The following is a 21,907-nucleotide window of genomic DNA, read 5'->3' as shown; positions in this document are numbered from 1 at the left end:
CACGGCAGCCCGGCTGGTAATCTGGATCTTTGCCACCACCCCTACGGAAGCGAGTTCCTCCATGCCGCTCGGCGCCCAGGCTGATGCCACCAAGCCCGCCCGGACCGGTACCGCAGCCGGCGGCAAGGAGCAGCGTGTCACCAAACAGCGCCGGGCCGTCAGCGCAGCCTTGGACGAACTGAACGACTTCGTCAGCACCCAGGAGCTTTACCGGATCCTGCAGAACCAGGGCGTTTCCGTATCCCTGGCCACGGCGTACCGGATCCTCCAGTCCCTGGCGGACGAGGGCCTGGTGGACGTTCTTCGCAACGGCGAGGGCGAAGCCGTGTACCGCCGCTGCGCCGTCACGGGCCACCACCACCACCTGTTGTGCCGCAACTGCGGCAAGGCCGTGGAAGTGGAGGCGCCCGCCGTCGAAACCTGGGCAGCACGTACCGCCGCAGAACATGGCTACACCGAGGTGGCGCACACGGTGGAAATCTTCGGACTCTGCCCCGACTGCACTGCCCGAAAGGCTGCCGGCGACCCGCTCGCTTAGGCCGGCTTCAGCACCCGTCCGTTCAGGCCTTTGCGGGCACGGACGGATCCGACGGCCCGGCACGCGACGTAGATCAGGAATGACAGGGTGGTCACATAGGGGCTGATGGGGATCCGGCCGCCAAGGGCCAGCAGGATTCCACCCACCGTCGCCGTCATGGCGAAGACCACGCTGAGAGCCACCACAGCCACCGGGGACGATGTCACCCGCAGGGCGGCCGCCGCCGGAGTAATGAGCAGTGCCAGGACCAAGAGGGCTCCCACCACCTGAATGGACAGCGCCACACTGACGCCAAGCAGGACCATGAACCCGATGGCGAGCGTCCGTACCGGCACTCCCCGGGCCTCGGCTAGTTCGGGATCAACGCTGGCAAAGTTCAGCGGCCGCCAGATCAGGGCCAGCGCCACCATGACCATCAGGGCGGTCCCGGCCAGCGCCTGGAGCTGCACCGTATCAACGGAAACAATCTGACCGGTGAGGAGCCCGAACTTGTTTGCGGCCCGGCCCTCGTAAAGTGACAGGAAGAGGATGCCCAGGCCCAGGCCGAAGGGCATGATGACGCCGATGATGGAGTTCTTGTCCCGGGCCCTGACACCCATGAGGCCCAGCAGCAGGGCAGCGGCCACCGAACCGATGAGGGAGCCGAACACAATGTCCGCGCCGATGAGCAGGGCGAACGCGGCGCCGGCAAAGGACAGCTCCGAGATGCCGTGCACGGCGAAGGCCAGGTCACGCTTCATCACAAAGGTGCCCACCAGGCCGCCCAGCAGGCCGAGGACGGCTCCGGCCCAGATGGAGTTCTGGACCAGCACCAGCAGTTCGCCGTAGTTGTCGAAGTTGAAGATGGCGCCCAGAAGGCTGTCGAAATCCATCAGGCGGCCTCTCCGGCAAAAGCGTGCGGTTCGGCATGGTGGTGCGTGGTGGCGTCGGGCAGGCCTACCACCACGATGCGGCCGTTGGCATGGATCACTTCAACATGGCTGCCGTACAGATCGGACAGGACTTCGGTGGTCATGACCTCTTCCGGGGTGCCTACTTTGAAGCGTCCTCCGGCCAGGTACAGGACCCGGTCCACATAGTCGATGATCGGGTTGATCTCGTGCGTCACGAACACCACGGCACTCTGGTGCTCGTGGCACTGGCGGTTAATCAGCGAACTGACAGCCTGCTGGTGGTGCAGGTCCAGGGACAGGAGCGGTTCGTCGCAGAGCAGAACCTGCGGATCCGTGGCCAGCGCCTGCGCCACGCGCAGCCGCTGCTGCTCACCGCCGGAAAGCTGGCCTACCGGCACCTTGGCGTAATCCGAGGCGCCCACCAGGTCCAGGAGTTCATCGATCCGGCGGTTCACCCTGGCGGACGAGAGCCGGAACCCCCACCGGTGCCCGTCGACGCCCAGGCCCACCAGGTCGCGGGCCCGCATGGGGGTATCCGGGGCGAAGGATTTTTGCTGGGGTATGTAACCGATCATGCTGCTGCCGCGTTCGACGGGCCGGCCCCCCAGCGCCGCCTTGCCCTGATGCAGTTCCTGGAGACCCAGCAGCACCTTCAGGAAGCTGGTTTTGCCACTGCCGTTGGGACCGAGCACGGCGAAGAATTCGCCGGGCCTGATCTGCAGGTCAAGGCCTTCCCAGAGCGTCCGTTGGCCGAACCTGAGGGACGCCCCGGTGAGGCTGACCAGTGATTTCAACTATTTTTCTCCCAGAGCCTTGCCGATGTTCTCCACATTGTCCGTCATCCACTGCAGGTACGTCTTGCCTTCCGGCAGGGTTTCGCTGAAATCGACCACGGGGAGGCCCGCCAGGTCGGCGGCCTCCTTGAGCGCCTGCGTCTGTGGGCCTTCGGTTTGGCCGTTGTAGGCCAGGATGCGGACGGACTTCGATTCTACGAGGTCGGTGGTTTCCTTGAGTACGGCCGGGGGCACGTCGGAGCCCTCTTCGATCGCGGCCGTGTAGTCCTCCGGGGTGGCATTGACCAGCCCGGCATCTTCCAGGAGGTAATGGGGAACCGGCTCGGTGACGGCCACCCGTGCGCCGCCCGCGCTGTCCTTCAGGGCGTCAAGCCTGGCGTGCAGCGCGTCGAGTTCCTTCTTGAAGGCCTCGGCGTTGGCGGTGAAGCCCTCGGCGGATTCCGGATCCAGCTCGCCAAGCTTGGCGGCCAGCTGGTCGGCGATCTTTTCCATGGCGGAGAGGCTGTACCAGACATGTTCGTTGAATTCGCCGTGGCCGTGCCCGTCCTCGCCGTGCTCTTCTTCAGCGTCCGCTTCTTCAGTCGTTGCCCCGGCGGTGGCGTCCCCGCCGGCGGTTGCTTCCTCCTCCAGGCCGGAGAGTTCGACGGCGTTCAGCACCTTCGCTTCATCGAGGTTGCTGTCCTCGGCCAGCGTGTGGATGAAGCCGTCGTAGCCTCCGCCGTTCTCCACCACCAGGTCGGCCTTGGAGACGGCCAGGCGGTCCTGTGCCGTTGCCTCGTAGGAGTGCGGGTCCTGGCTGGTCTTGCTGATGATCGCGGTGACGCTGACCTTGTCTCCGCCGATCGTCCTGACGATGTCCCCGTACACGTCCGTGGACGTGACCACGCTCAACCCATCGTTGGCTGGAGCAGCCTCAGGCTGTTGGCTGCAGGCAGAAAGCAGGAGGCCTGCCCCGGCAAGGACGGCAAGGGTGGATCGGGCAGCGGCGGATCGGCGCACGGGAACCTCAGTTCGGTAGAGGGGCAGGACAACCCCTCCACCTTACACCTAAATAGGAATGATTCCTATTTAGAAAAGAAGCTCAAGCACCGTTCTCCTGACCGAAGCGGCGGATTCCCCGGGCCTGGGTGGCGTCCCGGATCTCGCCCACCAACTGCTCGATGACGTCCTCCAGGAAGAGGACGCCCTGCGTGTTCCCGTCCGGGCCGATGACGCGGGCCAGGTGGGACCCTGTGCGCTGCATGACGGACATGGCCTTTTCAATCTCGTCGTCCAGCGCCAGGTTGGCCAACGAACGGACCCTGCTTTCGGCGATGGGATAACCCGAAGCCGATTCCGGGATGGAGAGGACGTCCTTGACATGGAGGTAGCCGTACAGCAAGTCGTCCTCGTCCAGCATGGGAAACCGGGAGAAACCCGTCCTGCTGACGGCCTTTTCGAAGTCCACCGGAGTGGTGGGTGCCTTGAGCATCACCAGCTTGTCCAGCGGAACCATGATGTCCGCGGCGCTGTAGTCGGAAAACTCAAGCGCACCGGTGATCAGGCCGGCCTCGTCATCCACCAGTCCGTGCCGCGTGGACTCCTGGACGATGGACTGGACCTCCTCCAGGGTGAAGGAGGAGTTCACCTCGTCCTTGGGCTCGATGCGAAGCAGCTTCAGGATATGGTTCGCGGACCAGTTGAGGGTGGCGATGACCGGGTTGACCAGCCGTGCCACGAACATCAGGGGCGGAGCCAGGAACAGCGCGGCCTTGTCCGCCATGGAGACGGAGATGTTCTTGGGCACCATCTCACCGAACGTCACGTGCAGGAACGTCACGATCATGAGCGCCACACCGAAAGCCGCCACGTCGGCGATTTCCTTAGGGATGCCCAGCGCCTCCAACGGCACGGCGAGGAGATGGTGGATGGCAGGTTCGGCCACCAGCAGGATGAGCAGGGAGCACACGGTGATGCCCAGCTGGGCACAAGCCAGCATGAGGGAGACATTTTCCATTGCCCGCAGCGTTGTTTGCGCCCGCTTCGAACCGGCTTCGGCCAGCGGTTCAATCTGGCTGCGCCGGGCGGACATGACGGCGAATTCAGCGCCGACAAAGAAGGCGTTCCCGAGCAGGAGAACGGCCAGCCAAAAGATCCCGGCCCAGTCGTTCATTGTCCGCTCCCCTGGGTTTCATGATGGCCCTCCGCCTGGTGCGGTGCGGGATGGAAGCAGATCCGGTCGATCCGGCGTCCGTCCATCCGGGTCACGCTCAGGGTCCCGCCTTCGACCGGGACGCTGTCGCCCACGGCGGCAATCCTGCCGAGCTGGCTCATCACGTAACCGCCCACGGTTTCATAGGCCGATTCATCCGGGACCGTGAGGCCCGGGATCTGCTCGGACAGTTCGTCGGGACGGAGCAGCCCCGGGAAGTACCAGTCTCCGGAGGCACTCTGGAGGAGGCCGGGACGGACCTTGTCATGTTCGTCCGCCACCTCGCCCACAATTTCCTCCACCAGGTCCTCGAGGGTGGCGATGCCTGCCGTTCCGCCGTATTCGTCCAGCACAACGGCCAGCTGAAGGTTGCCGTCACGCAGTTCCGCCAGGAGCGCGTCCAGGTGGATGGTCTCCGGAACACGGAGGACTTCCGTCATGATGGCCCCTGCCTCAAGCTTGTGCCGGCGGTCCGCCGGCACGGCCACGGCCTTCTTTACGTGCACCAGGCCGCGGATATCGTCCGCGGAATCGCCGATCACCGGGAACCTCGAATATCCCGTCCTGCGCGCGGCGTCCAGCACGTCGGACACCGGCTGGCCCGCGTCGATGGTTTCCACCCTGATACGGGGCGTCATGACGTCCGCTGCGGTCCGGGTGGAGAAATCAAGGGTGCGGGCCACGAAATTGGCGGTCCCGGCGTCGAGCGTTCCCATGGCGGCCGAGCGGCGCACCAATGAGGCAAGCTCCGCCGGTGTGCGGGCACCGGAAATTTCTTCCTTGGCTTCCAGGCCGAAGGCGTTGAGGACCTTGTTGGAAAAGCCGTTCAGGAGCACGATGGCGGGCTTGAAGACGGCGGTAAACATCAGCTGCGGGCGCGCCAGCGCCTTCCCCACCCGGAAAGAAAGGGCAATCGCCATGTTCTTGGGAACCAGTTCGCCCAGGAGCATCGAGAGCAGCGTGGCGAGCACCATGGCGAGCACCAGCGAGATCGAGTACACGGCAGGCTGGGGAAGTCCGACGGCGGCCAGCGGAGCTTCCAGCAGCCGGCCCACCGAAGGTTCCATGACGTAACCGGTGAGCAGCGTGGTGAGAGTGATGCCAAGCTGGCAGCTGGACAACTGGGTGGAGAGGGATTTGAGGCACTTCAGCAGCGGGACGGCACCGGTATCACCATCGTCAACCGCCCTTTGGACCGTGGGCTGATCCAGTGCGATAAGGGAAAATTCAACGGCCACGAAGAACCCGGTGCCTGCGATGAGCAGCAGGCCGGCGGCCAGCAGGAGCCATTCCACTCAGCATCCCGCCTGACGGCCCCGGGCGGGACTTGCGGGAACCAGGCCGGAACGGCTGTCTTTGGCCCGTTCCGGCGGAGGGTGGTCGGCTGAAGCCGGCCCTCTTTCCGTGCGGGGCGCAGCCGGCCCCGGCTCGGGCTGGTGATGGGCATTCGTTCGGGGTCTGCCGGCTCGGCGGGTGGACTGCGCAGAGGTCGCTTTGGGCCTCCGCTGACAGCCCCCAGGCCGGCACCTGGATTTACTGTCCATAAGGCCCACAGTCTACAGGAGCGGGAGGCGGCGCTTGGCCTGGGACGGGCGGTGCGGAAGAGACCAAGCGAACCGGTGCGGAGACCCGGATCCGGGCCTCCGGACGTCACTTCATGATTTGGGTCACGCTTATTGGCAGTTAACGCGTGATGCTCACTAGACTTGCAAGGTCTGGGTTCAGAGGACGCAGAGACTGGTTCGAACGGAGTACTCAAGCACCGTGGGCCGGAGAGAAATCAAACTCATGGAAGAGGCGTATTTCAAGTGCCAGAGCAGCCTAGCCACCGTCTACCAGAGGAATTTGGCGGAAACGAGTGGCTCGTTGACGAACTGTACGAGCAGTACCAGAAGGACAAGAACGCAGTAGACGCAAAATGGTGGCCGCTGTTCGAATCCTTCGACTCGGGCAGCCGTTCTTCTTCCAACGGAAATTCGGGGAACGCGTCCAACCCACCCACCACGCAGATTCCGGTTGTTAAGGCAGCTCCTGCGGCTCCGGCAGCGCAGCCGGCTGCAGCTCCTGCCGCTTCCGCACCTGCCCCGGCACCGGCGCCGGCAGCAGCCCCCGCGAAGAAGGCACCCGCCACCGTGGCCCGCGACGGCTCCAAGAAGACGGAAGCAGGCGGCGGCACTCCCCCGATTCCGGCGCAGCTGCCCAAGAACGTCAAGGCCCCCACGGCCCCGGAAGAGGACGTCGTCTCCGTACTTCGCGGACCTGCCAAGGCCATTGCCACCAACATGGTGACCAGCCTCGAGGTCCCCACGGCCACCAGCGTCCGGGCCATCCCCGCCAAACTGCTGATCGACAACCGCGTTGTCATCAACTCCAACCTGGCCCGCGCCCGCGGCGGCAAAGTCTCCTTCACGCACCTGATCGGCTACGCCGTGATCCGGGCGCTCTCCCAGTTCCCCTCCATGAACGTCTACTACGACGAAGTGGACGGCAAGCCCGTCGCTGTGCAGCCGGCACACGTCAACTTTGGCATCGCGATCGATATGCCGAAGCCTGACGGCACCCGCCTCCTGATGGTCCCGAACATCAAGAAAGCGGAGACCCTGAACTTCTCGGAGTTCTGGCACACCTACGAGGACCTGATCAAGCGCGCCCGCAACGGCAAGCTCACCGCAGAGGACCACCAGGGCACCACGGTCTCCCTGACCAACCCGGGCGGCATCGGCACCGTGCACTCAGTGCCCCGCCTTTCCAAGGGCCAGGCCGCCATCATCGGCGTAGGCGCCCTCGACTATCCGGCAGAATTCCAGGGCGCCAGCGAAAAGATCATCGCGCAAAACGCCATCAGCAAGGTGCTCACCCTCACGTCCACCTACGATCACCGCGTGATCCAGGGTGCCGGCAGCGGTGAGTTCCTGAAGCTGGTCCACTCGCTGCTGCTCGGTGCGCAGAACTTCTACGACGAGATCTTCGAGTCCCTTCGGATTCCGTACGAGCCCGTCCGCTGGAGCGCCGACAAGCAGGTTGACCCCGCTGACGAGATCAACAAGGTCGCCCGGATCCAGCAGCTCATCCACTCCTACCGCGTTCGTGGCCACCTCATGGCGGACACCGACCCCCTGGAGTACGTCCAGCGCAAGCACCCGGACCTCGATGTCCTGACCTACGGCCTGACGCTTTGGGACCTTGACCGCGAATGGCCCACGGGTGGCTTTGGCGGCAAGCCCAGCCTGAAGTTCCGCGACATTCTGGGCGTTCTTCGCGATGCTTACTGCCGCACCACGGGCATCGAGTACATGCACATCCAGGAGCCGGCCGAGCGAAAGTGGTTCCAGGACCAGCTTGAGCACCCCTACTCCAAGCCCAGCCGCGAAGAACAGCTCCGGATCGTCTCCAAGCTGAACGCCGCAGAGGCCTTCGAGACCTTCCTGCAGACCAAGTTCGTGGGCCAGAAGCGCTTCTCCCTCGAGGGCGGCGAGTCGCTGATCCCGCTGCTGGACGCCATCATGTCCGACGCCGCCGACGACGGCCTGGACGAGGTTGCCATCGGCATGGCGCACCGCGGTCGCCTCAACGTGCTGACCAACATCGCCGGCAAGACCTACGCACAGGTCTTCCGCGAATTCGAGGGCACGCAGGACCCGCGTTCCGTCCAGGGCTCCGGTGACGTGAAGTACCACCTGGGCACCGAAGGCACGTTCACGTCGGACAACGGCAAGGAAACCAAGGTTTACCTGGCCGCCAACCCGTCCCACCTTGAGGCCGTGGACCCGGTCCTCGAAGGCATCGTCCGCGCCAAGCAGGACCGCCTGGACCAGGGCGAGACGTTCCCCGTGCTGCCCATCATGGTCCACGGCGACGCCGCATTCGCCGGCCAGGGTGTGGTTGCCGAAACCCTGAATCTGTCCCAGCTGCGTGGCTACCGGACCGGCGGAACCATCCACATCGTGGTCAACAACCAGGTGGGCTTCACCACCGCGCCGTCGTCCTCCCGTTCCTCCACGTACTCCACCGACGTTGCCAAGATGATCCAGGCACCGGTCTTCCACGTGAACGGTGACGACCCCGAGGCCGTGGTCAGGATCGGCCAGCTTGCCTACGAGTTCCGCCAGCGGTTCCACAAGGACGTTGTCATCGACATGGTCTGCTACCGCCGCCGCGGCCACAACGAGGGCGACGATCCCTCGATGACCCAGCCGTTGATGTACAACCTCATCGAAGCCAAGCGCTCTGTGCGAAAGCTCTACACCGAGTCGCTGATCGGCCGTGGCGACATCACCGAGGAAGAAGCAGAGCAGCTGCTCCGCGACTACCAGGAACGCCTGGAGCGGGTGTTCGCCGAAACCCACGCGGCGCAGACTTCCCCGATCCCGATCATCACGGCCGACTCCGCCGCGGTTTCGGACATCGAGCGCCCCATGGCACAGCAGTCCGACTCGGGAGTGAACGCTCCCGTCTCCACCGCCATTTCCGCCGAGACCCTTGCCCGGATCGGCAAGGCCCACGTCGAGGTACCTGAGGGCTTCACCGTTCATGCCAAGCTCAAGCAGCTCCTCGAAAAGCGTGAGCAGATGTCCCGCGAAGGCGGCATCGACTGGGGCTTCGGCGAAATCGCTGCATTCGGCTCGCTCATCATGGAAGGCGTTCCCGTCCGGCTCGCCGGCCAGGATTCCCGCCGCGGCACCTTCGTGCAGCGTCACGCCGTGTTCCACGACCGCGCCAACGGCAAGGAATGGCTGCCCCTCGGCAACCTCTCCGATGACCAGGCCAAGCTCTGGATCTACGACTCGCTGCTCTCCGAATACGCCGCCATGGGCTTCGAATACGGCTACTCAGTGGAGCGTCCCGACGCGCTGGTCCTCTGGGAAGCCCAGTTCGGTGACTTCGTCAACGGCGCCCAGACCATCATCGACGAGTTCATCTCGTCCGCCGAGCAGAAGTGGGGCCAGCGCTCGTCGCTGGTGCTCATGCTGCCGCATGGCTACGAAGGCCAGGGCCCGGACCACTCGTCGGCACGAATCGAGCGCTTCCTGCAGCTGTGCGCCGAGGAAAACATGATCGTGGCCAACCCCACCACGGCCGCCTCGCACTTCCACCTGCTGCGCCGCCAGGCCTACAGCCGTCCGCGGAAGCCCCTGATCATCTTCACGCCCAAGCAGCTGCTGCGCCTGAAGGCTGCGGCGTCCTCCGTGGAGGACTTCACCAGCGGCGCCTTCCGCCCCGTGATCGGTGAACACGAGCAGCTGGCCGCGAACGCCGTCGAACGCGTCCTGCTGGTTTCCGGGCGCCTGTACTACGACCTGCTGTCCACCCGGCAGAAGACGGGCGACACCACCACGGCAATCATCCGCGTCGAGCAGCTCTACCCGCTGCCGCACGAGGAAATCGCCGCGGAGCTGGCGAAGTACCCGAACGCCGAAGTCGTATGGGCACAGGACGAGCCGGCAAACCAGGGACCGTGGCCGTTCATCGGACTGAACCTGCCGGACGCCCTGGACCGCAGGATTCGGCTGGTTTCGCGCCCCGCGTCGGCCTCCACTGCTGCCGGTTCAATGAAGCGGCACGCGGCGGAGCAGGACGTCCTGCTGAAGCAGGCATTCGCGCGCAAGTAAGCACCAAGGCTGCCCGGCCGGACGTCGACCCATCAGACTCCGGCCGGGCAGTTGCCGTTTAATGGACAACACCGGCCAGGCCCCGGAAGTGAAGAGGTACGTGTGGAAGACAGGAAGCTGCTCATCGCAGCTGTAGGAGATGAACTGCTGGCGGGAGTGGGCGACCCCCGCGCGCTCGGATGGTTTGGACGTGTGCTGGCCCGCACTCCCCAGGACGGCACACAGGTGGAAAGCTATGCGCTGGCCTGCCCTGAAGAGGGCACCGAAGGCCTGGCTGCACGCTGGCTTGAGGAAGCGGGCCGTCGTTTCAGCGGCCAGGCAGAGAACCGGCTGGTGATCGGCCTGTCCGGCCGCGACATCGAGTTCGGCCTCTCCACCGCGCGGAGCCGCCTTAACCTGGCCAATATCCTCGATTCGGCCTCCCAGAACCGCATCGAGGTCTTTGTAGTGGGACCGCCTCCCACCCTCGATCCGGTGCGCAACCGGAGGCTGGATGAGCTCAACACCGCCTTCGCCGACGTCACCACCCGCCGGAAGCACCTTTACGTTGACACCTTTTCCCCCCTGCTGAACCACGAACAGTGGCGTCAGGACCTGGCAGCCAACGGCGGGACTCCCGGCCAGGCCGGTTACGGGCTGATGGCCTGGCTCGTCCTGCACCGCGGCTGGTTCCAGTGGTTGGGCATGGACTCCCCGGAGTAGCGCTGGTTCGCGATATATCTTGATCGCCTGAGTGACCGGGGGTACCGTTGGAAGCTCAACACGATATATCGCCTTTGGAGGAGACGTGTCCGATCAGCAATGGAACATTACCAGCCCGCAGACCATCGACGTGGACGGTGTTTCGTCCCTGAAGCTGGGCATGATCCGCGGCCGTTTTGACGTGGTCACGCATCCGGAACCGGTGGCCCGGATCGAGGTCACGGACGTCCAGGGTGACTCCTTGGCGGTGTCCGTTTCCGGCGGCCGGCTGGAAATCCGGCACCAGCTGCACGGCGCGCAGGGCTGGTTCAAGAACCTGATGGGCACCGTCAGCCACAACAGCGAGAACTCCGCCGTCATCAGCATTGCCCTCCCCGCTGGCGTGGACGTTGAAGCGGGCATCGTCAGTGGCAATGGACTGGTTTCCGGAACGTCCGGCCATACCCGCCTGAATACGGTTTCCGGCTCGGTGGTGGCGGACGGAACCCATGGCCAGCTGGACGTCAACACCGTCAGCGGCGAGGTCGCGGCCCGCAACCACACCGGGGTGTTTACGGCAAAGAGCGTTTCCGGCGAGGTGACCGCTTCCGGGGAGCTGACGAATGTCAGGGCCAACACCGTCAGTGGCGGGCTGAGCTTCGACCTGCACGGCTTTACGCATGACTTCGGGGCGAATTCGGTTTCGGGGGACCTCACCATCCGGTTGCCGTACGACGTCGGCGTGGACCTTATCGCCAAGTCGGCCAGCGGCGCCGTGGTCATCGACAACCAGCGGTTCCCGCACCTCTCGGGGTCGGTAGAGACCATTGCGGGCCCTGACCGGCAATTGATGCTGCTGCGGACCAACTCGGTGTCCGGAGCAACGTCCGTGCTCCACCGGCCCGCGCCGGGAGACGCGGAAGCAGGCCTCTGATGCCTCCCGTGTTCGCGCACGGTGCACTACGCCTATACCTCCTGGCCCTGCTTGAGTCGGGCCCTAAACATGGATATGAGCTGATCAAGGCGCTGAAGGAGCGGTTCGGCGGCACGTACTCCCCCAGCGCGGGGACCATCTATCCGCGCCTGGGGAAACTGGAGGCCGAGGGCCTCGTGGCCACCGAATCGGCGGGCCGCCGCACCAACTACCGCATCACGGCTGCGGGCCTGGACGAGCTGGAGCGCCGGCGGGACGAGCTTGCCGGGGTGGAAAACGACATCTCCGCGTCGGTGCGGCGGCTGGCCGACAGCCTGCGTGAAGACATCCGCAGCAACATGCGCGGCCTCCGGGCAGACCTTGCCGCCACGGCTGAGGCGGCCAGGGTCGCGGCGCAGTCAGCAGCCCAGTCAGCGGAGATGCGCCTCCCCGGCGGCCGCCTGCCCCCGCAAACCGGGCGGCCGCTCAGGGATGCCGAGGCCATGCTGCAGGAGTTCCGCGACGGAATCCGCGCTGAGCTGCGGCTTCGCTCCCGCTACCAGCCCCTCAACCCGTCCACCGTTGAAACGATGCGCACGGTCCTGGACCAGGCGGGCACCGCCATCCGCAACTCACTGGACGCCTAACGGCCCGTGCCTCCCGGTTCGCGGGCACCTTGCAGATGTGGGAGACTTGAGGGCAGCTCTTTTGAGTACCAACAGTAAGGAGGCCAGCTATGAGCAAGCGTGCACGCAAGCGTCGTGACCGTAAGCGTGGCGGCGCGAACCACGGGAAGCGCCCCAACACCTAGGCACATGCCAGGTAACTTGGTTACAGCAAAGGACCCCGGAAACCTCATTGGTTTCCGGGGTCCTTTCTGTACGGCGCCCAGGCGGCCGGACACCCGCCCTGGCAGTTACGCGTCGACCGGCCGGATCGAATGTATCCGGTCCAGGATCGCGTTCTTCAGGTTCTCCGGGGCGGCCTCCGTGCAGGAACGCTTGACCACTTTACGGATGACGCACTCGAGGTCGTACTGTTCACTGCACTCCGGGCACTCGTCGAGGTGTGTCTTGATCTCCGTGAGGTCCTCCCGGGTCAGTGCGCCGTCGAGGTACTCGTAGATCCGTTGCATCCGGGTGTCATCGCAATCGCCCAATCCCTGGCAGTCGCTCATTTTCCGCTCTCCTGTTGTGTGCTTCCTGCCGCGTCCCCTGGCTCGGCGGCGGCCTTGAATCCGCGCTCGGCGGCGTATTCCCCGAGCATGTCCCGCAACATTTTCCGGCCGCGGTGGAGCCGGGACATCACCGTACCGATGGGGGTGTTCATGATGTCTGAGATTTCCTTGTAGGCGAACCCCTCCACATCGGCGAAGTACACGGCCAGCCGAAATTCCTCCGGAATCTCCTGCAGTGCGCGCTTTACGTCCGAATCCGGAAGGTGGTCCAGCGCCTCGGCTTCAGCGGACCTGAGGCCGCTGGACGTGTGCGACTCCGCCCGCGCCAGCTGCCAGTCCTCGATGGTGTCCGAGTTGGACTGCAGCGGCTCGCGCTGGCGTTTCCGGTAAAGGTTGATGTAGGTATTCGTGAGGATCCGGTAAAGCCAGGCCTTGAGGTTGGTCCCGGGCTTGTACTGGTGGAACGCCGAGAACGCCTTGGTATAGGCCTCCTGCACCAGGTCCTCGGCGTCGGAAGGGTTACGTGCCATCCGCATGGCGGCCGAGTACAGCTGGTCCACGTACTGCATGGCATCCCGCTCGAACCGGGTCCGCCGCTCTTCCGCGGACTCAGTGGCGACGTCCACCGGTTCTTCCGGGGCGGCAGCGGCTGGTCCTGCCGCGGCGGACGGTTCCTCATAGGTGGCCGGGACGGCCGGATCCAGGGTGCTCATTGCCCTCAAGTCTACTGGCAGGCCGCGCCCCGGTGGCGTGCCGTATTCCGTCGGACCGGACAACAATGCGTCCATCTCCACCGGACCTGGCGCGGAGACTATGTCCGTTACGCTTCCCAAGGCCCACCCCGTTCCTGTCCATCACGCAGGCTGCAGGCCGCGGAGCGCGTTCGGGCGCCGGCAGCTGCTGCCTGGAGTGTGTCCGTGCTCTTGTGCGGTCCTGCGGTTGCGGACCTGCTCTACGTAACCCCGCGCCTTGGGCAAATATTCCCCAAAAGTGCAAGACTAGAACGGACTCCCCCGCTTTATGCGGCTCGTCCATCCAGGAGGAAACCCATGTCCTTGACCCGTATGCTTGCACGGCCCATGCTGGCCTCCAGTTTTGTCCTGGCCGGAATGGACAAGCTCAAGAATTCCGATGACACCGCCCGGCAGCTTTCTCCGTTGCTCCGCAAAGCCGCCGCGGCACTGCCGTTCCAGGCTGATGAGAAGGCCCTTGCGCGCGTCATCGGCGGTACCCAGGTTGGCGCCGGGATCCTCTTCGGAATGGGCAAGTTTTCCCGCCTCTCCGCCGGCCTGCTGACCGTGGTCTCGCTCCTAAACACCTTCGTGGAATGGCGCAGCGCCGATATCAGCAGCAAGGAAGGCCGCGAGCACCGGCGCAACCAGCTCCTGAAGAACCTCTCGCTCAGCGGCGGCGCCCTCCTGGCCTCCGTGGACACCGCAGGCAAGCCGGGGCTGGCATGGCGCGCGGAGCACCTTGCGGCGGACGCCCGCAGGACCACAAACAAGAAGATCCACAAGGCCGATAAAGCCGTTCGCCGTGCCGTCGGGCACGCCACGGGGGCATAAAGCCGAATGACCGCAGCACCCGCAGCACCGGCCGGCACCGGAGCGCCCCTTCCCCATTGGCCCGCACCGTTCGCGTCGCGGCCCGTCAACGCCACCCTCACGGTCCCCGGTTCCAAATCGCTGACCAACCGGTACCTGGTGCTTGCCGCGCTGGCTGACGGCCCGTCCCGCCTGCGCGCACCTCTGCATTCCAGGGATTCGGCCCTGATGATCGAGGCCCTGCGCCAGTTGGGAGCCACCGTCACAGAGGTCCCCGGAGACGGGGCGTTCGGTCCGGACCTGGAGGTCGTTCCGTTCAGTGCCGACGCGCCGGCGGCGGACGTGGCCATCGACTGCGGCCTGGCAGGCACCGTGATGCGCTTCGTCCCGCCGCTTGCGGCGCTGCGCAAAGGGGCCGGCGTGTTCGACGGCGACCCCCACGCCCGCAAGCGGCCCATGGGAACCATCATCGAGGCACTGCAGGGGCTGGGCGTCGCGGTATCGGCAGAAGGGGGAGGCACGCCGTCGTCCCTTCCGTTCGTAGTGGAAGGCACCGGCGAAGTCCGCGGCGGCCACCTGGTGATCGACGCCAGCGCCTCGTCCCAGTTCGTGTCCGCCCTGCTCCTGGTGGGTGCCCGGTTCACCGACGGCCTGCACCTGGAACACTCGGGTGGCCCGGTCCCCAGCCTGGACCACATCAACATGACTGTTGCCGTCCTGCGCGGCGCCGGGGTGCAAGTGGACGACTCCACGCCCAACCACTGGGTGGTGCAGCCCGGCTCGATCCGCGCCTTCGACCAGCGGATCGAGCAGGACCTTTCCAATGCCGGCCCGTTCCTTGCCGCGGCCCTGGCGACCGGCGGAACAGTCCGGATTCCGGAATGGCCCGAGCGGACGCAACAGGTAGGCGACCTGTGGCGCACCATCCTCGCTGACATGGGCGCGGACGTGACCCTTCGCGACGGAACGCTGACGGTCACCGGCGGCCAGGAAATCAAGGGCGGCGATTTCGCCGATACGAGCGAACTTGCCCCTACCGTGGCGGCCCTCTGCGCACTGGCCTCCGGCCCATCGAGGCTGAGCGGCATCGCGCACCTCCGCGGCCACGAGACGGACCGGCTCGCCGCGCTCGTGACTGAAATCAACCGGCTGGGCGGCGATGCCGAAGAGACCAGCGACGGCCTGGTGATCCGTCCGGCCCCGCTGCACGCCGGCGTCGTCCACAGCTACGCGGACCACCGCATGGCCACGGCCGGTGCCATCCTTGGCCTCGCCGTGGAGGGCGTGGAGGTGGAGGACATCGCCACCACGGGCAAGACCATGCCGGACTTCCCCAGGCTCTGGTCCGGGATGCTCGCGCAAGGGGCGGAGGGTTCGGGCAGTGGCTCGGAGCACTGACTCCTGGGATGAATCGGATGTCCGAATCCGGCCCAGCAAGAAGGGCTCCCGGCCGCGCACCAAGGACCGGCCGAGCCACGATGACGCCGTTACCGGCCGCATCATCACGGTGGACCGGGGTCGCTATACGGCCGTAGTGGACGAGGATTCCGCCTCCGAACGCGTGATCATTGCGGCACGGGCACGGGAGCTGCGGCGCTCCCCCGTGGTGGCCGGGGACTTCGTGTCACTGGTTGGCGATGTCTCCGGCGAGCCCGATACGCTGGCCCGCCTGGTCAGGATCCAGGAGCGCCGCACCCTGCTGCGCCGCAGCGCCGATGACACGGACCCCGTGGAACGCGCCGTCGTGGCCAACGCGGACCAGCTGGTCATCGTGGTCGCCGCCGCCAACCCGGAGCCACGGACCGGGTTCATCGACCGCGCGCTGGTGGCAGCGTACGACGCCGGCATCGAGCCGATCCTGCTCGTCACCAAGGCGGACGTCAAGGATCCTGCGGAGCTCCTGTCGAATTACACGCACCTCGAGTTCCCCGTCATTATCAGCCGGACGGCCGACGACCGGGCCTCGGGAATCGACGCCCGCTCCGATGACGGGCTGTCCGCCCGCCTGGACAGCGAGGCCGTTGCCCGCCTCCGCGCCTACCTGGACGGCAAAGTCACCGTGATGCTGGGCCATTCCGGCGTGGGCAAGTCCACCATGGTTAACGCCCTGACCGGCGCGGAGCGGGCCACGGGCGGCGTCAATGCCGTGACCGGCCGGGGACGCCACACGTCCTCATCCGCGCTGGCCCTCCGGCTTGCTGAAGCTCCCCCGGGCAGCTGGATCATCGACACCCCCGGGATCCGCTCGTTCGGGCTGGCCCACGTGGACCCCGACCGGATCCTGCGCTCGTTCCCGGACCTCTCGCCCGGGATCGAGGACTGCGAACGGGGCTGCAAGCACACCGCCAGCGCCGTGGACTGCGGGTTGGATGCCTGGGTCAAAGAAGGGCACGCAGGACCCACCGGCACCGCCCGGCTGGCGTCCCTGCGCCGCCTCCTTGGGGCGGATCCGCGCAACGAGGCACAGGAAGCCAAGGAACTCGGCAGCGTCACCTGACGCCGGATCTCCCAGCAGATCCGCGCGCAGACGGTAGTTTGGAAGCATGATCCAACCCGCTTCGAGCTACAACGATGACCTGCGCCTGGCCCATGTCCTGGCCGACTCCGTGGATGACCAGACCATGAGCCGCTTCAAGGCACTTGATCTCCATGTGGAGACCAAGCCCGACCTGACGCCGGTCACCGACGCGGACAAGGCCGCCGAGGAGGCCATCCGCGGCCAGCTCTCCCGGTCCCGTCCGCGCGATGCCGTGCTCGGCGAGGAATTCGGCAGCACCGGCCACGGCTCACGCCGCTGGATCATCGACCCCATCGACGGCACCAAGAACTTTGTCCGCGGAGTACCGGTCTGGGCCACCTTGATCGCACTCGTGGACGAGGGCGAACCGGTGGTCGGGGTGGTCAGCGCTCCCGCCCTGGGCAAGCGCTGGTGGGGTGCCAAGGGTATGGGTTCCTACACCGGCCGTTCCCTGGCGGCAGCAAGCCGGCTACGGGTCTCCAACGTCTCCAACCTGGCGGACGCATCCCTGTCCTACTCGAGCCTGGGCGGCTGGAAGGAACGGGGCAACCTGGACGAGTTCCTGGGTCTGACCGAAGACGTCTGGCGCACCCGGGCTTTCGGGGATTTCTGGTCATACTGCATGGTGGCGGAGGGTTCGGTGGACATCGCCTGCGAACCCGAACTGAACCTGTACGACATGGCCGCACTGGTGCCTATCGTGGTGGAAGCCGGCGGCCGCTTCACTTCGCTGGAAGGCCAGGACGGGCCTTTCGGCGGGAATGCGCTGGCCACCAACTCCATCCTGCACACTGAAGTGCTGCACCGCCTGAACCCCTACCTGGACGACCTCCTCTAGCTTCACCGGACCTTTCCCGGCCGAAGATTACGATGACGGGCGCCCCGAACTGAGGCGCCCGTCGTCGTTATATTCGCCCAAAGGAGCTATCAGCGGCTGCGCGTAACAATCGCCTTAACATTGCGGCCCGCTTCAACCTTGCCCGCCGGATGTCCTACGCTCTTAACCAGGTCACGAGTGCCAGCGCTAAACCCCGGTTTGCTGGCCGGCAACCCTCCATTCGCGGTGGGGTGCCCCGGGTGACGACCAGGCCGGTCCGGAGCGGATGCGGCAAGCGCGGATTCCCCGTTTGTGGAGTCCTTTCCCAGTGAGGTCTCTGTGACAAGTGCCACCGTCACCCCCGCCCGTCCGGCCCTGCCCGCCGACGCCCGTATTGAAGCAGCGGCCCGGCCGCTGGCCGCCGTCACCGGCGCCGAAATCCAGGCGCCCCTGATCACCGGCGGACACGTCCGCTATGCGAACCTCGACTACGGCGCCTCCGCCCCGGCGCTGTCTGTGGTCTCGGCTTACCTGAACGAAATCCTGCCCTACTACGCCAGCGTGCACCGCGGCGCCGGGTATGCGTCCCAGATCAGCACGTCCGTTTACGAGAACGCACGGAACATCGTGCGGAAATTCGTGGGCGGCCGGCCGGACGACTCGGTCATCTTCACCCGCAACACCACCGACTCCCTGAACCTGCTTGCCGGCTGCCTCCCGCTTACCGGCGGCCGGCCCGACGGGGACGTCCTCTACCTCGACATCGAGCACCACGCCAACCTGCTGCCGTGGCAGGGCGTCCCGCACCGGAGCATCGTGGCCGCGGACAGCATCGCCGGAACCCTGGAGGCCGTGCGCGCCGAACTTGAGCAGGGCGGCGTTAGCCTCCTGGCCGTAACGGGCGCCTCCAACGTCACCGGCGAGATCCTCCCGGTGCGCGCCCTTGCCGCGCTCGCCCACCAGCACGGCGCCCGGATTGTCGTGGACGCCGCCCAGCTCGCGCCGCACCGCCGCGTGGACATCGCAGCGGACGACGTCGACTACCTCGCCTTCTCGGGACACAAGCTCTACGCGCCTTTCGGCGCCGGAGTGCTGGTAGGCCGCCCCGACTGGCTGGATGCCGGCACCCCCCACCTCGCCGGCGGCGGCGCCGTCACGGAGGCAAAGCTCGACGGCGTCAGCTGGGCTACCGGACCGGCCCGCCATGAGGGGGGCTCACCCAACGTGCTGGGCGCCGCCACCCTGGCGCGGGCCGCGCAGGTCATCGCGGGACTGGACCAGGAGCGCTGGCACGCCCATGAGTCGGCCATTCGGTCTTTCCTGGTGGAGGGCCTGCAGGAGATCAGCGGAGTGAGGGTGCACCAGATCTTCAATGACTCCAACCCGGAGACGGACACCATCGGCGTGGTCAACTTCTCGGTGGAGGGCTACGACGCCGGGCTCGTGGCGGCATACCTGTCCGCCGAGCACGGCGTGGGCCTGCGCGACGGCCGCTTCTGCGCCCATCCACTGCTCAAGCGCTTGGGACTGCCGTCCGGTTCACTGCGGGCCAGCTTCGGTGTGGGTTCCCGGCTGGAGGACGCGCAGCGCCTGCTGGCCGGCATCCGGGCCCTCAGGACCACCGGCCTCGGCTGGGACTACGTGGTGGACGCCGGCCGCTGGGTGCCGGCCAACGACACCCGGACCTACCCGCACTGGGCGCCGAACACCCCGGGTACCGCCGGTGCAGCTCCCTGCACGGACACCTGAGTCCTGGACCGGACGGGGCCTGTGCCGCCGGCCGGTTCCATGTTGCTGATGCGGTAAATTCGAGGGGTAATCCTCGGCGCACCAGCTGCCCGGGCACGGGAAACGGGAGGCGGCACGGTGGTTCGGGGTGGCCCCAAGCTAGATCACGGACGACGCCAGGAGCTGGGCAGCAGCTTCCGTTCCGGCGGCAGCCACTACCAGCGGGTGCGGCCCGGATATCCCGAAGACGCAGCCCAATGGGTGGTTCCTGAAGGGGCACGGGACGCACTGGACGTTGGAGCCGGAACCGGAAAATTCACCGCCCTCCTACTGAATCGGGGATTGGCGGTGACGGCTATCGACCCGTCCGCAGACATGCTGGCCCAACTGAAGTTCCACTGCCCTGGTGCCACGGCGGTGGCGGGGACAGCGGAGGCGACAGGCCTGCCCGGCGCGTCGTTCGACGTCGTCACTGTGGCCCAGGCATGGCACTGGTGCGATCCGCTGGCGGCAAGCACCGAACTGGCGCGTGTGCTGCGGCCGGGAGGCATCCTGGGTCTCGTGTGGAACCAGCTGGACACGTCTGTGCCGTGGGTGCACCGCCTGTCGCGGATCATGCACGCGGGGGACGTGTACAAACCTGACTTCCGGCCGGTGGTGGGGCCCGAATTCAAGGGCCCGGAGGGGCACGTCACGCACTGGCAGGACACCGTGACCACCGAGGACCTGATGGAGTTGGCCAAGTCGCGCAGCTATTACCTGCGGGCAGGCGAGGCGACCCGCGCCAAAGTGCTGGCGAACCTGGACTGGTACCTGCACGACCATCTGGGCCACGCCGCCGGGCTCGACCTGAAGCTGCCCTACCTGACGTTGGCGTGGCGCGCCGCCAAGGCCTGACCCTTGCCCTGCCGTGCCGCCCCGCACCCGGTAGGCTTGACCTGTGAAGACCAGCGCGCCCTCCTCCTCCATCGAGGACTACGTTAAGGTCATCTACTCCTTCACGGAGTGGCAGGACAAGGCCATTACGTCCTCGCAGCTCGCGCAGCGGCTGGGCGTTGCAAATTCTTCGGTGTCCGAGATGGTCCGCAAACTCAAGGACCAGGGCCTGGTGGACCACAAGCCCTACAGCGCCATCACGCTGACCGACGCCGGGCTGCGGCTGGCGCTGGCCATGGTGCGGCGGCACCGTCTGATCGAGACGTACCTCGTACAGCAGCTCGGCTACAGCTGGGACGAGGTCCACGACGAGGCGGAACTGCTGGAGCACGCTGTATCGGACACGTTCATCGAACGGGTTTCGGCCAAGCTGGGCCATCCGCTGAGGGACCCGCACGGCGACCCGATCCCCTCCGCGGACGGCCAGGTCATGGTGCCGCGGGCCCACCTCATGGGCGAACTCGATGAGGGCCACACCGGCAGGATCACGAGGATCAGCGACGACAACCCGGATCTCCTCCGGTATCTGTCCGCCGAGCACATCGACATCGACGATGAAGTCGAAGTGCTGGGCCGGCGTCCCTTCGGAGGAGCCTTAGTGGTGCGGATCCGCAATGCCGGCCGAAGCAGGGACTACGACTTCGCCGAGGAGATCACGTCAGCACTCTGGGTCCACACGGACCACCCGCATCCCGGCTGCCTCCTGGGTGACGGCTGACGTGTGGCGCGCCTGGCTGGCAGTGGCTGCAGGCGGCCTCCTCGGCACGGAACTGCGGTACGGCCTGGGGTTGGTTTTTCCGGAAGGTACCGGATCTGTTCCATGGACAACACTCCTTATTAACGTTGCAGGAAGCTTTGCCCTCGCCGCATTGACCACGCTCTGGATGGCGCGGCCGCAGACATCCTTCTGGCTGCGTGCGGGGATCGGCCCGGGGCTGCTCGGATCCTTCACCACCTTCTCCGCCGTTATGTTCTCCACCGACCAGCTGCTGCGGGCTGGTGAACACCAGGCGTGGCTGCTGTACCTTGCCCTGTCGCTGGTGTTCGGCCTCGCCGCTGCGGGGGCCGGCTGGCGCCTGGGCCGGTTGCTTGCGTGTCCTGCGGAAGTCACACCATGACGGCGGTGCTGGTAGGCCTGTTCGGGATGGCAGGCGCCCTGCTCCGGTTTGCCGTGGACAGCTGGTTTGCCCACCACAGCGCACGGCGCAGCGTCCGCGGGCCCGGCAGATCGGGGCGGCAGCACTGGCCGTGGGCTACTCTGCTGGTCAACGTGGCAGGCTGTTTCCTGATCGGGCTGACCTACGCCGCCACGGAAAGTCCGGCCATGACACCCGAGTGGCGGGCCGCCGTCGGAACGGGCCTCGCCGGCGGGCTCACAACGTTTAGCTCATGGACTACCGCCACCATACGGCTGTTCAGCGAGGCGCGGTTTGGGGCGGGTGCGGTGAACGTGGCCACGAACCTGGTGCTGGGGTTTGCCGCCGCGGCTGCGGGGGTGGCGCTGGCCTCCTGACCGGGCGGGCCTGTTGCTGCCGAAAAGCGATTTGGAGCCCTCCCGTATGGTGGAC

Annotated in this window: 22 protein-coding genes and 1 riboswitch; of the genes, 15 read left to right on the top strand and 7 right to left on the bottom strand. The window is 66.2% G+C overall.

Going from position 1 to position 21,907, the window contains the following annotated elements; genetic code table 11:
• The first annotated feature begins 61 nt into the window (after nucleotides 1-61).
• The gene (locus ACIQCN_RS01790) at nucleotides 62-538 is read left to right on the top strand and encodes a Fur family transcriptional regulator (protein ID WP_400603268.1); all 477 of its coding nucleotides are present in this window, start codon (nucleotides 62-64) and stop codon (nucleotides 536-538) included.
• Here the strand turns inward: ACIQCN_RS01790 and ACIQCN_RS01785 are convergent.
• The 5 genes from ACIQCN_RS01785 to ACIQCN_RS01765 all read right to left on the bottom strand — a co-directional run bounded on the left by ACIQCN_RS01785 (nucleotide 535) and on the right by ACIQCN_RS01765 (nucleotide 5,711).
• Entirely contained in the window at nucleotides 535-1,410 is an 876-nt protein-coding gene (locus tag ACIQCN_RS01785) for a metal ABC transporter permease (RefSeq protein WP_400603267.1), read from the bottom strand. The two genes, ACIQCN_RS01790 and ACIQCN_RS01785, sit on opposite strands and share 4 nt — an antisense overlap.
• Nucleotides 1,410-2,225 carry a metal ABC transporter ATP-binding protein gene (locus tag ACIQCN_RS01780; protein WP_400603266.1) on the bottom strand — a complete coding sequence of 272 codons (816 nt, stop codon included), beginning with the start codon at nucleotides 2,223-2,225 and terminating at the stop codon, nucleotides 1,410-1,412. Before ACIQCN_RS01780 ends, ACIQCN_RS01785 begins: the two co-directional genes overlap by 1 nt.
• Entirely contained in the window at nucleotides 2,226-3,224 is a 999-nt protein-coding gene (locus ACIQCN_RS01775) for a metal ABC transporter substrate-binding protein (protein ID WP_400609114.1), read from the bottom strand.
• Nucleotides 3,225-3,306: 82 nt separating this feature from the next.
• Entirely contained in the window at nucleotides 3,307-4,377 is a 1,071-nt protein-coding gene (locus ACIQCN_RS01770) for a hemolysin family protein (protein WP_400603264.1), read from the bottom strand.
• Nucleotides 4,374-5,711, bottom strand: a complete 1,338-nt coding sequence (locus tag ACIQCN_RS01765; protein ID WP_400609111.1) for a hemolysin family protein — start codon at nucleotides 5,709-5,711, stop codon at nucleotides 4,374-4,376. The genes ACIQCN_RS01770 and ACIQCN_RS01765 overlap by 4 nt, the downstream gene beginning before the upstream one ends.
• 513 nt (nucleotides 5,712-6,224) lie before the next feature.
• On the opposite strand from ACIQCN_RS01765, the gene ACIQCN_RS01760 reads away from it, so the two are divergent.
• From ACIQCN_RS01760 to ACIQCN_RS01740, 5 genes are all read left to right on the top strand, one after another.
• A complete protein-coding gene (locus tag ACIQCN_RS01760) occupies nucleotides 6,225-10,025 on the top strand; it encodes a multifunctional oxoglutarate decarboxylase/oxoglutarate dehydrogenase thiamine pyrophosphate-binding subunit/dihydrolipoyllysine-residue succinyltransferase subunit (protein ID WP_400603262.1) in 3,801 nt (1,266 codons plus the stop codon).
• 102 nt (nucleotides 10,026-10,127) lie between these two features.
• Nucleotides 10,128-10,727: a GDSL-type esterase/lipase family protein gene (locus ACIQCN_RS01755; RefSeq protein WP_400609110.1), complete on the top strand. Its 600-nt coding sequence runs from the start codon at nucleotides 10,128-10,130 to the stop codon at nucleotides 10,725-10,727.
• An 85-nt stretch (nucleotides 10,728-10,812) separates the two neighbouring features.
• Entirely contained in the window at nucleotides 10,813-11,640 is an 828-nt protein-coding gene (locus ACIQCN_RS01750) for a DUF4097 family beta strand repeat-containing protein (RefSeq protein ID WP_400609107.1), read from the top strand.
• On the top strand, nucleotides 11,640-12,266 hold the full coding sequence (locus ACIQCN_RS01745; RefSeq protein WP_400603259.1) for a helix-turn-helix transcriptional regulator: 627 nt from the start codon (nucleotides 11,640-11,642) through the stop codon (nucleotides 12,264-12,266). The genes ACIQCN_RS01750 and ACIQCN_RS01745 overlap by 1 nt, the downstream gene beginning before the upstream one ends.
• Before the next feature lie 89 nt (nucleotides 12,267-12,355).
• Nucleotides 12,356-12,430 (top strand): 50S ribosomal protein bL37, encoded by a 75-nt coding sequence (locus ACIQCN_RS01740; RefSeq protein WP_369299106.1) that lies wholly within the window; start codon nucleotides 12,356-12,358, stop codon nucleotides 12,428-12,430.
• Between the two features lie 105 nt (nucleotides 12,431-12,535).
• On the opposite strand, the gene rsrA is transcribed toward ACIQCN_RS01740, so the two are convergent.
• A complete protein-coding gene (rsrA, locus tag ACIQCN_RS01735; protein WP_400603258.1) occupies nucleotides 12,536-12,796 on the bottom strand; it encodes a mycothiol system anti-sigma-R factor in 261 nt (86 codons plus the stop codon).
• Complete coding sequence (locus ACIQCN_RS01730; RefSeq protein WP_400609105.1) at nucleotides 12,793-13,584, bottom strand: sigma-70 family RNA polymerase sigma factor; 792 nt, start codon at nucleotides 13,582-13,584, stop codon at nucleotides 12,793-12,795. Before ACIQCN_RS01730 ends, rsrA begins: the two co-directional genes overlap by 4 nt.
• A gap of 261 nt (nucleotides 13,585-13,845) precedes the next feature.
• Between ACIQCN_RS01730 and ACIQCN_RS01725 the strand changes: the two genes are divergently transcribed.
• From ACIQCN_RS01725 to ACIQCN_RS01685, 9 genes are all read left to right on the top strand, one after another.
• A complete protein-coding gene (locus ACIQCN_RS01725; protein ID WP_400603256.1) occupies nucleotides 13,846-14,361 on the top strand; it encodes a DoxX family protein in 516 nt (171 codons plus the stop codon).
• A 6-nt stretch (nucleotides 14,362-14,367) separates the two neighbouring features.
• A complete protein-coding gene (gene aroA / locus ACIQCN_RS01720) occupies nucleotides 14,368-15,738 on the top strand; it encodes a 3-phosphoshikimate 1-carboxyvinyltransferase (protein ID WP_400609103.1) in 1,371 nt (456 codons plus the stop codon).
• On the top strand, nucleotides 15,722-16,837 hold the full coding sequence (rsgA, locus tag ACIQCN_RS01715) for a ribosome small subunit-dependent GTPase A (RefSeq protein WP_400609100.1): 1,116 nt from the start codon (nucleotides 15,722-15,724) through the stop codon (nucleotides 16,835-16,837). The genes aroA and rsgA overlap by 17 nt, the downstream gene beginning before the upstream one ends.
• 46 nt (nucleotides 16,838-16,883) lie before the next feature.
• Complete coding sequence (hisN, locus tag ACIQCN_RS01710) at nucleotides 16,884-17,696, top strand: histidinol-phosphatase (protein ID WP_377216974.1); 813 nt, start codon at nucleotides 16,884-16,886, stop codon at nucleotides 17,694-17,696.
• Between the two features lie 169 nt (nucleotides 17,697-17,865).
• A riboswitch (SAM riboswitch) is annotated at nucleotides 17,866-17,979 on the top strand.
• 35 nt (nucleotides 17,980-18,014) lie between these two features.
• A complete protein-coding gene (locus ACIQCN_RS01705) occupies nucleotides 18,015-19,424 on the top strand; it encodes an aminotransferase class V-fold PLP-dependent enzyme (protein WP_400609098.1) in 1,410 nt (469 codons plus the stop codon).
• A gap of 117 nt (nucleotides 19,425-19,541) precedes the next feature.
• On the top strand, nucleotides 19,542-20,300 hold the full coding sequence (locus tag ACIQCN_RS01700) for a class I SAM-dependent methyltransferase (RefSeq protein WP_400609097.1): 759 nt from the start codon (nucleotides 19,542-19,544) through the stop codon (nucleotides 20,298-20,300).
• Nucleotides 20,301-20,343: 43 nt separating this feature from the next.
• Complete coding sequence (locus ACIQCN_RS01695) at nucleotides 20,344-21,057, top strand: metal-dependent transcriptional regulator (protein ID WP_400603251.1); 714 nt, start codon at nucleotides 20,344-20,346, stop codon at nucleotides 21,055-21,057.
• Nucleotides 21,047-21,457 (top strand): fluoride efflux transporter FluC, encoded by a 411-nt coding sequence (locus ACIQCN_RS01690; RefSeq protein ID WP_400609095.1) that lies wholly within the window; start codon nucleotides 21,047-21,049, stop codon nucleotides 21,455-21,457. Before ACIQCN_RS01695 ends, ACIQCN_RS01690 begins: the two co-directional genes overlap by 11 nt.
• Nucleotides 21,454-21,852, top strand: coding sequence for a fluoride efflux transporter FluC (locus tag ACIQCN_RS01685; protein ID WP_400609094.1), 399 nt, complete (start codon nucleotides 21,454-21,456; stop codon nucleotides 21,850-21,852). Before ACIQCN_RS01690 ends, ACIQCN_RS01685 begins: the two co-directional genes overlap by 4 nt.
• Nucleotides 21,853-21,907: the final 55 nt, after the last annotated feature.

The sequence above is a fragment of the Pseudarthrobacter sp. NPDC092424 genome (assembly GCF_044754925.1).
In the GTDB taxonomy this organism is placed as follows: Bacteria; Actinomycetota; Actinomycetes; order Actinomycetales; family Micrococcaceae; genus Arthrobacter.
This window is presented reverse-complemented; position numbering and strand designations above follow the sequence as displayed.